The organism is Pseudomonas sp. GL-B-26, from assembly GCF_019947405.1.
In the GTDB taxonomy this organism is placed as follows: Bacteria; Pseudomonadota; Gammaproteobacteria; order Pseudomonadales; family Pseudomonadaceae; genus Aquipseudomonas.
Genome location: NZ_JAGYGJ010000015.1, coordinates 66,191 through 78,868, shown reverse-complemented (window position 1 = coordinate 78,868; position 12,678 = coordinate 66,191). Strand labels below are relative to the sequence as shown.

The following is a 12,678-nucleotide window of genomic DNA, read 5'->3' as shown; positions in this document are numbered from 1 at the left end:
ATCAGGGCGTCCTCGCCCGGAATAGTTAGCATGTTTTGGTTACTGGCGACCCTCGCCTACCTGCTCGGCTCTCTGTCCTTCGCCATTTTGCTCAGCCGCCTGACCGGTAACCCCGATCCGCGAATGAGTGGCTCGGGCAATGCCGGTGCCACCAACATGTTGCGCCTGGCCGGCAAAAAACTCGCCGTCCTGACCTTGACCGGGGACCTCTTCAAAGGCCTGCTGCCCGTACTTATCGCCGGCGTTGCGGGCCTTTCGCTTCAGGAGCAGGCCTGGATCGGCGTCTGTGCCGTCATCGGTCACCTGTTCCCGCTGTACTTTCGTTTCCGCGGCGGCAAGGGTGTCGCCACCTCCGCCGGCATGCTGCTGGGGCTCTACCCGCCCGCCGCACTGCTGGCAGTCTGCGCCTGGCTGCTGACGTTCTACCTGACTCGCACCAGCTCACTGGCAGCCTTGATCGCCACACCGCTGACCCTGCCGCTACTGGCCTGGCAAGAACCGGCGGCATTGCTGCCCATGAGCGCACTCACGGGGCTGATCGTCTGGCGCCATCGGGGCAATCTACGCGACCTGTTTGCCGGGCGCGAACGGCATTTTTAAATACCGGGCATGAGCGCCGCTCATCCCGCACATCATCACAGCGCCGACAATTGCTCCATCGGCCAACGCGCCTGCACGCTGATCGCCAGGCTTTCATGCTGACCGGCCTGTAAGCGCTGGCAGCCGGCAAACGCGATCATCGCGCCATTGTCGGTACAGAACTCCGGACGGGCGTAAAACACATCGCCCTTCATGTCCCCGAGCATTTTCTCCAGTGAAGTACGCAGTGCCTTGTTGGCGCTGACGCCGCCAGCGATCACCAGACGCTTCATACCGGCCTGTTTCAGGGCACGCTTGCACTTGATGGTCAAAGTCTCCACCACGGCCTGCTGGAACGCCAGCGAGATGTCGCAACGGGCTTGCTCGCTGTCGTCCCCGGCGCTGACACTCTGCTGCCAGGTGTTCAGGGCGAAGGTTTTCAAGCCACTGAAACTGAAAGCCAGGCCCGGACGGTCGCACATCGGGCGCGGGAACGTGAAACGTCCTGCAACCCCTTGCTCTGCCAGGCGCGCGATTTCCGGGCCACCCGGATAATTGAGACCCATCATCTTCGCGGTCTTGTCAAAAGCCTCACCGGCGGCATCGTCGAGAGTTTCGCCCAAGAGCGTGTATTGACCGATCCCGTCGACCTGAACCAGCTGCGTATGACCGCCAGACACCAACAAAGCGACGAACGGGAATTCGGGCGGTTGCGACTCCAGCATCGGCGCCAGCAAGTGACCTTCCATGTGGTGCACACCCAGCGCCGGAATACCCCAGGCGAAGGCCAGCGCCTGAGCACAGGAAGCGCCCACCAACAAGGCACCGACCAGGCCAGGACCCGCGGTGTAGGCGATGGCGTCGATTTCGGTTGGCACACAGTCAGCTTCGGCCAACACCTGACGAATCAAGGGCAGCATGCGCTTGACGTGGTCACGCGAGGCCAGCTCCGGCACGACCCCGCCATAGGCGCGGTGCAGGTCGATCTGGCTGAACAGCGCGTCGGCCAGCAGGCCGCGTTCACTGTCATATAATGCGACACCGGTTTCGTCGCAGGAGGTTTCTAATCCCAGTACTAGCATGGGTTTGCGCCTTGTTTAGGCTGAATTCGAAGGCGCGCATAATAGTCGCCACGGGATGCCCCGACTAGCGGTTTTCGATCAGAGGCTTTGCATTCCGGTCGATGAGGGGTTAACATCCGCAACCCTTAAAAACCGACGTCTTCAAGTGCTCTTTTGCCACGAGGATGTTGACCCCGGTAATGAATGAAGGTAGCTCTGGATGCCAGCCGTCAAAGTAAAAGAGAACGAACCCTTCGACGTAGCTCTGCGTCGTTTCAAGCGCTCCTGCGAAAAAGCCGGTGTACTGGCTGAAGTTCGTAGCCGCGAATTCTACGAGAAGCCTACTTCTGAGCGTAAGCGCAAAGCAGCAGCCGCTGTTAAGCGTCACGCCAAGAAAGTTCAGCGCGAACAGCGCCGCGCCGTTCGTCTGTACTAATACACAGACGTCCGTAGCAAGCTTCTGCCAAGCCCGGCCCTCAGCCGGGCTAATGGCATTTGCGGAAAACGCTTGATGCTTCACCGTCAAAGCCGCAGACGCGACCGAGACAAATCTGCTTCACAGCGTCAGACCTGGCTCTTTTGCCAGCGGTGCACGTCTTTTCTGACGAGCCTTCCAAGGCTACTGACGAGCACACCCACTGATTCCTCTCACGACGATCAGCCCAAGGCACCTTCTTGCGTGCCAGCTTATGAGCTATCCGAGGCCATCGACAGGCCGCAGCCGGATTCAGCGCAACACTTTCAAATAGTCGAATACTGATTGGTACTAACGTCAGTGGATTTTCGGCAGATACACTTCCCGACAGCGATTACGCAGACGACACTGGTCGAGCCGCACATTTTGCGCGCCTCAAACAACGACCCGCGCTCAGCCGCTCTTCGTTTCGGATTCATTGCAGCGCAGATGACGAGAACGCCATGGCCGGGCTAATTCCCCAGAGCTTCATTGACGACCTTCTGAACCGCACCGACATCGTCGATGTGGTCAGCTCGCGCCTGCAAATGAAAAAGGCCGGCAAGAATTACACCGCCTGCTGCCCGTTTCACAAAGAGAAAACCCCTTCCTTCAGCGTCAGCCCCGACAAGCAGTTCTATTATTGCTTTGGCTGCGGCGCTGGCGGCAACGCCCTCGGCTTCATGATGGACCACGACAATCTGGATTTCGTCCAGGCTGTCGAAGAACTGGCCAAAGCCGCTGGCATGGAAATCCCCCGCGAAGAAAGCGGACGGCCGCACAAACCGCGGCAGCCGACCGATTCGCCGCTTTACCCGCTGCTCACTGCGGCTGCCGATTTTTACCGCCAGGCACTGAAAAGCCATCCATCGCGGAAAGCGGCTGTGGATTATTTGAAAGGTCGCGGACTGACCGGCGAAATCGCCCGAGACTTCGGCCTCGGCTTTGCCCCGCCCGGCTGGGACAACCTGTTCAAGCACTTGAGCAGCGACACCCTGCAACAGAAAGCCATGATCGATGCCGGCCTGCTGATCGAGAACGCCGAAACCGGCAAACGCTATGACCGCTTCCGCGATCGCGTAATGTTCCCGATCCGCGACAGCCGCGGGCGAATCATCGCCTTCGGTGGCCGGGTATTGGGCGACGACAAGCCGAAATACCTGAACTCACCGGAAACCCCGGTATTCCATAAGGGCCAGGAACTCTACGGCCTTTATGAAGCACGCAAGAACAACCGCAACCTCGACGAAATCATCGTCGTCGAAGGCTACATGGATGTTATCGCCCTCGCCCAGCAAGGCCTGCGCAATGCTGTCGCGACCCTGGGCACCGCCACCAGCGAAGAGCACTTGAAGCGCCTGTTTCGCGTCGTGCCCAACGTGCTGTTCTGTTTCGACGGAGATCAGGCAGGTCGAAATGCCGCCTGGCGGGCATTGGAGGCAGCGCTGCCGAGCCTGCAGGACGGGCGGCGCGCACGCTTTCTGTTCCTCCCCGAAGGCGAAGACCCGGACACGCTGGTCCGCTCCGAAGGCACTGATGCCTTCCGTGCACGGATCAACCAGCACGCCCAACCACTAGCGGATTATTTTTTTCAACAGCTGACCGAGGAATCGGACCCACGCTCGCTCGAAGGCAAGGCCCACATGGCCACCCTCGCCGCGCCGCTGATCGACAAAGTCCCGGGGGCGAACCTGCGCATCCTGATGCGTCAGCGCCTGACCGAAATTACCGGGCTTAGCGGTGAAGCCGTGAGCCAACTGGTGCAAAGCGCGCCTCAAGAAGCCCCACCGGCTTACGATCCAGGCATCGACTACGACGCGATGCCGGATTACAGCGACTACCATCAGCCGCAGGCGCAAGAGATGTATGTGCCGCAGCAGGAATGGACGCCGAAGAAACCCGGCGCAGGCGGCAAAAAATGGGACAAAAAACCGTGGGACAAAAACGGCAAACGCGGTGGTGATCACGATCAACCCCGCGCGCCACGGGTGCCGGCCGCTGTAGAGCCGCCGACCCTGGCCGCCTTGCGTACGCTATTGCATCACCCGCAATTGGCCGAGAAAGTCGAGGATGCCGGGCACTTTGCTGCCGAGGATCACACCAACACGCAATTACTGGTGGCCCTTCTCGAAGCCGTACAGAAGAATCCCAAGCTAAACTCATTTCAGTTGATTGCACGCTGGCACGGTACGGAGCAAGGACGTTTGCTCAAGGCGCTGGCGGAAAAGGAATGGCTGATTGATGGAGATAACCTTGAACAACAGTTTTTCGACACCATTACTAGCTTGTCAGCCCGCCAACGCGAGCGAAACCTGGAACAACTTCTCAGAAAAGCACGTCAAAGTGAACTGAGTACCGAAGAGAAAAATCAACTGCGCGACCTATTAAGTCGCAATGTTTCCGCAACAAGCCCGACCTCAACTGGCGCGTGAGGTCATAGCTCAGGTATAATCCTCGGCTTGTTTTTTGCCCGCCAAGACCTTCAGTGGATAGGGTGTTATGTCCGGAAAAGCGCAACAGCAGTCTCGTATCAAAGAGTTGATCACACTTGGTCGTGAGCAGGGTTACCTGACTTACGCGGAGGTCAACGACCACCTGCCGGAGGATATTTCAGATCCGGAACAGGTGGAAGACATCATCCGCATGATCAATGACATGGGGATCAACGTATTCGAGGTTGCGCCAGATAAGGATTCCCTTATGCTGGCCGACGCCGATACTGACGAAGCCGCGGCCGAAGAGGCAGCAGCAGCGTTGGCAGCGGTCGAGACCGACATTGGTCGCACCACCGACCCAGTGCGCATGTACATGCGTGAAATGGGTACGGTAGAGCTCCTCACACGTGAAGGCGAAATTGAAATCGCCAAGCGTATTGAAGAGGGCATCCGCGAAGTGATGGGCGCAATTGCGCACTTCCCTGGCACGGTTGACCACATTCTGTCCGAATACACTCGCGTCACCACCGAAGGTGGCCGCCTGTCCGACGTCCTGAGCGGTTATATCGACCCGGACGACGGCATTGCGCCGCCTGCTGCAGAAGTGCCGCCGCCTGTCGACCCGAAAGCCGTGAAAGCGGACGACGACACCGACGACGACGACGCTGAAGCCAGCACCGACGACGAAGAAGAAGCCGAAAGCGGTCCGGATCCGGTCATCGCAGCTCAGCGCTTTGGCGCTGTCTCCGATCAGATGGAAATCACCCGCAAGGCGCTGAAAAAGCACGGTCGTAGCAACAAGCTGGCAATTGCCGAGCTGGTGCTTCTGGCTGAGCTGTTCATGCCGATCAAACTGGTTCCGAAGCAATTCGAAGGCCTGGTCGAGCGTGTTCGCAGTGCCCTGGATCGCCTGCGTCAGCAAGAGCGCGCGATCATGCAACTTTGCGTTCGTGATGCCCGCATGCCGCGTGCCGACTTCCTGCGCCAGTTCCCGGGCAACGAAGTTGACGAAAGCTGGTCCGACGCACTGGCCAAAGGCAAAAGCAAATACGCTGAAGCCATTGGTCGCCTGCAACCGGACATCATTCGTTGCCAGCAGAAGCTGACCGCGCTGCAAACCGAAACCGGTTTGACGATCGCCGAGATCAAGGACATCAACCGTCGCATGTCGATCGGTGAGGCCAAGGCCCGCCGCGCGAAGAAAGAGATGGTAGAAGCGAACTTGCGTCTGGTGATCTCCATCGCCAAGAAGTACACCAACCGTGGTCTGCAATTCCTCGATCTGATCCAGGAAGGCAACATCGGTTTGATGAAAGCGGTAGACAAGTTCGAATACCGCCGCGGCTACAAGTTCTCGACTTATGCCACCTGGTGGATCCGTCAGGCGATCACTCGCTCGATCGCCGACCAGGCCCGCACCATCCGTATTCCGGTGCACATGATCGAGACGATCAACAAGCTCAACCGCATTTCCCGCCAGATGTTGCAGGAAATGGGTCGCGAACCGACCCCGGAAGAGCTGGGAGAACGCATGGAAATGCCTGAGGACAAAATCCGCAAGGTATTGAAGATCGCTAAAGAGCCGATCTCCATGGAAACCCCGATCGGTGATGACGAAGACTCCCATCTGGGTGACTTCATCGAAGACTCGACCATGCAGTCGCCAATCGATGTCGCCACTGTTGAGAGCCTTAAAGAAGCGACTCGCGAAGTTCTGTCCGGCCTCACTGCCCGTGAAGCCAAGGTTCTACGCATGCGCTTCGGTATCGACATGAATACCGACCACACCCTCGAGGAGGTTGGTAAGCAGTTCGACGTGACCCGTGAACGGATTCGTCAGATCGAAGCCAAGGCGCTGCGCAAGCTGCGCCACCCGACGAGAAGCGAGCATTTGCGCTCCTTCCTCGACGAGTAATAACAAAACCCCCGGCCCAGGCCGGGGGTTTTGCTTTTATACAGATTAAATCCCCCGCACCTCCCCCCCTCCGAATTGCCCGTCTACACTCGAAACATTCCCCGAGCCATAACGAGACCGTTATGCCCAGACTGCCGACCGTGCTTTTTTTGCTGTCGCTATTGACCTGGACCGCAACGGCTGGCGCGCTGACTCTGACCGACGAAGAACGTAGCTGGCTGGCGGCTCACCCGGACTTGCGTCTGGGTGTCGATGCGTCATGGCCACCCTTCGAGTTTCGCGACGATCAGGGCCGTTATCAGGGCCTTGCAGCAGACTATATCGACCTCATCCGTCAACGCCTGGCCATCAAGCTCACGCCCATCGAGCCCGTCAGCTGGACCGTCGTCCTGGAGCAAGCCAAAAAAGCCAGGCTGGACCTGTTGCCCGGCATAATGTCGACCCCGGAGCGCCAGACTTACCTCTCATTCACCCGCCCCTACCTGGACTTTCCGATTGTCATCCTTGCCCATGTCGGAGGCCCCCAGCCACGCAAACTCAAAGACTTGTACGGGCTGAAAGTCGCCGTGGTGGAGAACTACGCACCCCACGAGCTGTTGCGCACCCACAATCCCGACCTCAATCTGGTGGCGATGCCTAACGTCAGCTCAGCGCTGCAGGCGCTGGCTACCGATGAAGTGGATGCGGTGGTCGGCGATCTCGCCTCCAGCGTCTGGAGCCTGCGTCAGCTCAAGCTCGACGGGCTCTATGTCAGCGGCGAAACCCCCTATCGCTATCAATTGGCGATGGGTGTGCCCCGGGACAACAAGATACTGGTCGGCATTCTGGATAAAGTCCTGGCGGACATGACCCCGAACGAAATCAATGAGATTCAGGAGCACTGGGTCGGCAACGTCCTCGATCATCGGACATTCTGGAACGATCTGCTGGTTTACGGTCTGCCAGGTTTGCTGCTGCTGATCATCGTGCTGGCGATGGTTATCCGGATCAACCGCCGGTTGAGTTCAGAAATTGCCCGCCGGGTCGACCTGGAACAAGAACTGCGCAGCAGCGAATACCATTACCGCGGGCTGGTGGAGAGCCTTTCGGCCATCGCTTGGGAGGCGCAGATCAGCGATTTCACCTACAGCTATGTGTCGCCCCATGCCGAGGATCTGCTCGGCTACCCCTTGTCTCATTGGCTGATTCCGGGCTTCTGGCGCAACATTATCCACCCGGCCGACCTGACCCGTGCCCAGACCTTCTGCGATCACGAAGTACTGGCCGGGCGCGATCACAGCCTCGATTACCGGGTCATCACCGCCGATGGCCGCTGCATTTGGGTGCGCGATATCGTCAGTCTGATCGAGCACGGCCATGAACCGGTGATGCGCGGGCTGATGATCGACATCAGCGAAGCCAAGCGCACCGAAGAGGCGTTGCGCCTGTCGGAACAGAAGTTCGCCTCGGTGTTCCAGCAATGCCCGGACATTCTGGTCATCGCGCGACTCTCCGACGGCTGCCTGCTAGAGGTCAACGAAGCGTTCGAAGAACAGATCGGCCTCAAGGCCGAAGACGTCATCGGCCAGACGGCCACCGACCTGAACATCTGGGGCATACCCGGCGTCGGGCCGGGTTTGTTGCAACGGTTGCAGGCCGGCAGCATCCGTAACCTGGAGATGCCCTTTCGCCGCAACAATGGCCAAGTGTTTACCGGCCTGATCTCCGCTGAACCGTTCGACCTCGATACAACCCCTGCGCTGGTAGTGGTCGTACGGGACATCAGCCAGCTCAAGGAAACCCAGAAACAGCTGCAAACCTCCGAAGAGAAATTCGCCAAGGCCTTCCATGCATCACCCGACGGCTTGCTATTGTCCCGGCAGAGCGACGGTTTACTGATTGAGGTCAACGAGGGTTTCAGTCGCATTACCGGTTTCAACAGCGCGATGTCTGTGGATCGCTCCGTCCTCGAGCTGGGAATCTGGGTCAATCTCAACGAACGCAAACAGATGCTCGATCTGCTTCACCGGGATGGTTTCGTCCGCGACTTCAGTTGCCATATACGCCGCAGCGACGGACAGATCCGCCTCTGCGAGGTGTCCAGCCGTCCGCTACCGATCGGCGATGAAGATTGCATGTTGACCATCGCCCGGGACATCACCGAGCGACACGTGATGCAGGAGAAACTGCAACAGGCTGCCACGGTATTCGAGAGCACCGCCGAAGGTGTATTGATCACCGACACTCAACAGCACATCAGCGCAGTCAACCGTGCGTTTACCGAAATCACCGGCTACAGCGAGAGCGAAGCATTGGGCCACACCCCTCGCCTGCTCGCCTCAGGCCTGCACGACAGCGCGTTCTATGCCGCCATGTGGCATCAACTGACCGCCGAAGGTCATTGGCAGGGCGAAATTTCCAACCGGCGCAAGAATGGCGAGCTCTATCCGAGCTGGCTGACCATCAGTGCCGTGCGCAACCGGGACAGATTCGTCACCCACTTTGTCGCAGTATTCGCGGACATTTCCAGCCTCAAACACGCCCAGGCCAAGCTCGATTACCAGGCACACCACGACCCGCTGACCGGTCTGCCGAATCGCACGCTATTCGAGAGCCGATTGCTGACTGCGCTCAACAACCAACAGGAAAACGGCGGCCAGGGCGCGGTGCTGTTCCTGGACCTGGACCGTTTCAAACATATCAACGACAGCCTGGGTCACCCTGTCGGCGACTTGCTGCTCAAGGGCATTGCCGTGCGCCTCAAGGAGCAGTTGCGCGACATCGACACCGTGGCGCGCCTGGGCGGCGACGAATTCATCATCTTGCTGCCCGGGCTGCAGCAATCCAGTGACGCCGACAACATCGCGACCAAATTGCTCAATTGCTTCGGCGCACCGTTCCAGGCTGGCGAACATGAGTTTTTTATCAGCGCCAGTATCGGCACCAGCCTGTACCCCAAGGATGGCTGCGACGTCGCCACGCTGGTCAAGAACGCCGATGCGGCGATGTACCGCTCAAAGGCCAAGGGTCGCAACCGGGTCGAAAGCTACACCCGCGACCTCACCGCTCAAGCCAGCGAGCGAGTGGCACTGGAACATGAACTGCGACGCGCGATCGAGCGCAACGAACTGCACCTCCATTATCAACCGAAGATCAGCCTGGTCGACCATCGCCTGGTCGGTGCAGAAGCGCTCATTCGCTGGCGCCACCCGACCTTCGGCGATGTGCCGCCGGAGCATTTCATTCCGCTGGCCGAAGAAAACGGCATGATCCTGCAAATCGGCGATTGGGTTCTCGAAACCGCCTGCCGGCAGATGTTCGAGTGGCATCAGGTTTACGAACCCGTCGGCCCGCTGTCGGTCAACCTCGCGGGCGCTCAATTGCGCCAGCCGAACCTGCTCGGCCGGATCGAACAATTGCTCAAGGACAACCGCCTCAAACCCGGTTTCCTGCAACTGGAAATTACTGAAAACTTCATCATGAGCCAGGCCGAAGAGGCGCTGGCAGTGCTGCATCAACTCAAACACCTGGGCGTGCAACTGGCGATCGACGACTTCGGCACCGGTTATTCGTCCCTGAGTTACCTCAAACGTCTGCCGTTGGACATTCTCAAGATCGACCAGTCTTTCGTCCGCGGCTTGCCGGACGATCCCCACGACGCAGCCATCGTTCGCGCCATTATCGCCTTGGGCCGCAGCATGCAATTCACCATCATTGCCGAGGGCGTGGAAACCCTCGCACAGCAGCAATTCCTCGCGACCGAAGGCTGTGAACAGATCCAGGGCTACATCGTCAGCCTGCCCTTGCCACCGGAAGAATTTGCCGCGACGTTTCTTCGTATAGCCATTTCAGACTTTTCGGATAGCACAGCCGAGAAACCGTCGCTATAATCCGCGGCCTACTGAGGGCCTATAGCTCAGTTGGTTAGAGCAGGGGACTCATAATCCCTTGGTCGTAGGTTCGAGTCCTACTGGGCCCACCAAACAAGAAAGCCGCGCAATGCGCGGCTTTTTCGTGTCTGTTGGAATACTCAATCGCGACGAGCGCCTGCCGAAACATCACTCAATTGGCGAAATTCTCGATTCTGACCTGGCCCTCAGGAAAGGTCGCGATAATTTCCAGTTCGCCGCCCATGGCGCGGATGTAGTTTCGCAAGGTGCTGATGTACATGTCTGTTCGCCGCTCCATTCTGGAGATCGCTGCCTGGTTGACGTGCAACGTCTTGGCCAGCGTTTCCTGACTCAGCTCCTGGGCCTTACGCAGCTCGTGCAGAGGCATTTCTTTCAGGTGCTGCTGGAACAACCGCTCTGCGTTAGCGCGAGACTCCGGCGTCATGCGAGCTTGAAGTTCAGCAAATTTTTTAGCCATCGTTGCGGCCCTCTTTACGCAATGTTTCCAAATGGTCGTCGTACAATATTTCCGCCTGTGGGACATGCTCGTCATACCAACGGTTTCGACCGGTTTTGTCCCCTCCGATTAAAAGTAACGCGCATCGGCGTGGATCAAACGCATAGAGCACACGATAAGGCCGACCCGCATGCTGGACCCGCAACTCTCGGAGATTGCCCAGTCGTGAGCCTTTAATATCGCTGCTATGCGGGTAACGCAGACCCGGCCCGAAAAACCCCAGCAGATCGACGCTGGCTGAAACCGAGGCTTGCTCCTTTGCATCCAACCCCTCCCACCAACCTTCAAATTCATCGGTGTATTCAATTTCCCAGCCCATACCAATATGCCACCCAAGGAATATGATCTCAAGGGAATAACTCTAGGCTTTAACGGCCGTGTGGCCGCCTTGGTTGCCAATGAAATTGTTAACAGTGGTTTCTGGTTGGATCGGGGTGTTCGGTGCCTGGCGTTTAGTTGTGTTTACTTAAGGTGTCGAAATATCGGATGACGCCCGCAGACCTTGTAGGCAAACTCCGAAACTTGCATTTGGGGCACTTTGCCGCCTTGTTGGGCTTTTCTTTGACGGGATACTCTCCGGACGTCGCTGACCATTCAGCGATCGGGCTTGGAAACCCGACGAGCGAATCGCAACAACGCGCCCAACATGACCGCAGACGTTTTACGGCTGCAACCCTGTGTCATGGCGGCTGTGCGTGGGACGTCTTCGGACGTGCCGGTTTCCTAAGCTCCCGGTTTCCAACCTGCGCACAGCTGCCACCCATTCGCTTGGAAACGAACGTGGCAGCTCATCAAGCTTAGGAGCTAGACCATGAGCAAAACAAACCCGTCCGAACCTTCAGAACTGAAAACCATCGGCTTCACCCCGTTGATTTTTTGCTCGAATCAAGCGCTGTTCAACGTCCGCGCCGGCGTCCCGATCAGCGATGCGTTGGCTCAGGCTTCCGATCTGCTGTTCCTCGCCAAGGCGTTCGCCGTTGACGCCGCCTACGCAAAAGACACCGACCGCCACGCCTGGGCCGCGCACTACCTGACGGCGATGAGTAAAGCGGTGATCGATGATGTGGTGAAAGTGCTGACACGAAAACCAGTTCCGACAGCAACGAAATCCAAAGCGTAGCGCCCGACAGTTCTACGAGATGAGCCCCGAGTCTTCGGGGCTTTCAATGCTCACTTACGTATCGGTAGAAGCCACCGCTATCGATGGAATAGCCTGCACCGGCCCCAGCCGCTCCAGCATTTCCTTCGTCATCACAACCTCATACGTATCCGCTGCCCTGCCCCACTGCTCCACGATGACCATGCCGTCCACCAGCGCCCGCGCCAATCCACTAACCGTATCAGCCAACGCCTCGACGATTTTCTCAGTCCGCAGCCAAACACGATCGGTAATTTCTTTAAGCTCAGTCGTTACGCGGTCGGACGACGCGGGATCCGTACCGGGGTAGGCGATATTGCGCAGCAAATGCCGCAACTCCCTTACTTTTGCGTAATCCTGTTCCGCCCCCAGCCCGCCCTTGAGGATGGCGGCCGCTTCCGACTTATCGACACGCCTCCTGGGCAAATGTTTTGAAGATAATGTCTGCCCCATGGCGCCAGCGAAGAGGACCATCATCCGCGCTTCCAGATACTCCTTCATGGCTTCTATCGACGGAATTGGCCGCGTCAAGGTGATGGAAGCTCCTCCTTGATGCATCAAGTCCATGGTGACTGTCAGGGTCACACCGCCCGTTGCGAACCCCAAGGCGCGGGCCACGACGTAGTGCCCCATTTCGTGATGCGCTATCTGCAATGCATGATCCCGTATTACGGGAGGCATCTTGTTCGTCATTTCCATCGCCTCGCGTC

At 58.3% G+C, this 12,678-nt stretch carries 10 protein-coding genes and 1 tRNA gene; 7 read left to right on the top strand and 4 right to left on the bottom strand.

Annotated elements, in window-relative coordinates; translation table 11 throughout:
• Positions 1-30: 30 nt before the first annotated feature.
• On the top strand, positions 31-600 hold the full coding sequence (gene plsY, locus KGB23_RS12365) for a glycerol-3-phosphate 1-O-acyltransferase PlsY (protein ID WP_223431281.1): 570 nt from the start codon (positions 31-33) through the stop codon (positions 598-600).
• A 35-nt stretch (positions 601-635) separates the two neighbouring features.
• Here the strand turns inward: plsY and tsaD are convergent, their stop codons facing one another.
• Entirely contained in the window at positions 636-1,661 is a 1,026-nt protein-coding gene (gene tsaD, locus KGB23_RS12360; RefSeq protein WP_046045367.1) for a tRNA (adenosine(37)-N6)-threonylcarbamoyltransferase complex transferase subunit TsaD, read from the bottom strand.
• 199 nt (positions 1,662-1,860) lie between these two features.
• Here tsaD and rpsU point away from each other — a divergent pair, with 199 nt between their 5' ends.
• The 5 genes from rpsU to KGB23_RS12335 all read left to right on the top strand — a co-directional run bounded on the left by rpsU (position 1,861) and on the right by KGB23_RS12335 (position 10,405).
• Complete coding sequence (gene rpsU / locus KGB23_RS12355) at positions 1,861-2,076, top strand: 30S ribosomal protein S21 (RefSeq protein WP_002551877.1); 216 nt, start codon at positions 1,861-1,863, stop codon at positions 2,074-2,076.
• A 482-nt stretch (positions 2,077-2,558) separates the two neighbouring features.
• Positions 2,559-4,526: a DNA primase gene (gene dnaG, locus KGB23_RS12350; RefSeq protein WP_046045366.1), complete on the top strand. Its 1,968-nt coding sequence runs from the start codon at positions 2,559-2,561 to the stop codon at positions 4,524-4,526.
• Positions 4,527-4,593: 67 nt separating this feature from the next.
• A complete protein-coding gene (gene rpoD / locus KGB23_RS12345) occupies positions 4,594-6,444 on the top strand; it encodes an RNA polymerase sigma factor RpoD (RefSeq protein ID WP_223431280.1) in 1,851 nt (616 codons plus the stop codon).
• Between the two features lie 122 nt (positions 6,445-6,566).
• Positions 6,567-10,313 carry a bifunctional diguanylate cyclase/phosphodiesterase gene (locus KGB23_RS12340; RefSeq protein ID WP_223431279.1) on the top strand — a complete coding sequence of 1,249 codons (3,747 nt, stop codon included), beginning with the start codon at positions 6,567-6,569 and terminating at the stop codon, positions 10,311-10,313.
• A gap of 15 nt (positions 10,314-10,328) precedes the next feature.
• Positions 10,329-10,405: transfer RNA gene (locus tag KGB23_RS12335), tRNA-Ile, on the top strand.
• Between the two features lie 80 nt (positions 10,406-10,485).
• On the opposite strand, the gene KGB23_RS12330 is transcribed toward KGB23_RS12335, so the two are convergent.
• On the bottom strand, positions 10,486-10,791 hold the full coding sequence (locus tag KGB23_RS12330; protein ID WP_056741296.1) for a helix-turn-helix domain-containing protein: 306 nt from the start codon (positions 10,789-10,791) through the stop codon (positions 10,486-10,488).
• On the bottom strand, positions 10,784-11,149 hold the full coding sequence (locus tag KGB23_RS12325) for a type II toxin-antitoxin system RelE/ParE family toxin (RefSeq protein ID WP_223431278.1): 366 nt from the start codon (positions 11,147-11,149) through the stop codon (positions 10,784-10,786). The genes KGB23_RS12330 and KGB23_RS12325 overlap by 8 nt, the downstream gene beginning before the upstream one ends.
• 492 nt (positions 11,150-11,641) lie before the next feature.
• Between KGB23_RS12325 and KGB23_RS12320 the strand changes: the two genes are divergently transcribed.
• The gene (locus KGB23_RS12320; protein ID WP_056741294.1) at positions 11,642-11,950 is read left to right on the top strand and encodes a DUF3077 domain-containing protein; all 309 of its coding nucleotides are present in this window, start codon (positions 11,642-11,644) and stop codon (positions 11,948-11,950) included.
• Between the two features lie 54 nt (positions 11,951-12,004).
• Here the strand turns inward: KGB23_RS12320 and KGB23_RS12315 are convergent, their stop codons facing one another.
• Positions 12,005-12,661 carry a peptidase M41 gene (locus KGB23_RS12315; RefSeq protein WP_223431277.1) on the bottom strand — a complete coding sequence of 219 codons (657 nt, stop codon included), beginning with the start codon at positions 12,659-12,661 and terminating at the stop codon, positions 12,005-12,007.
• Positions 12,662-12,678: the final 17 nt, after the last annotated feature.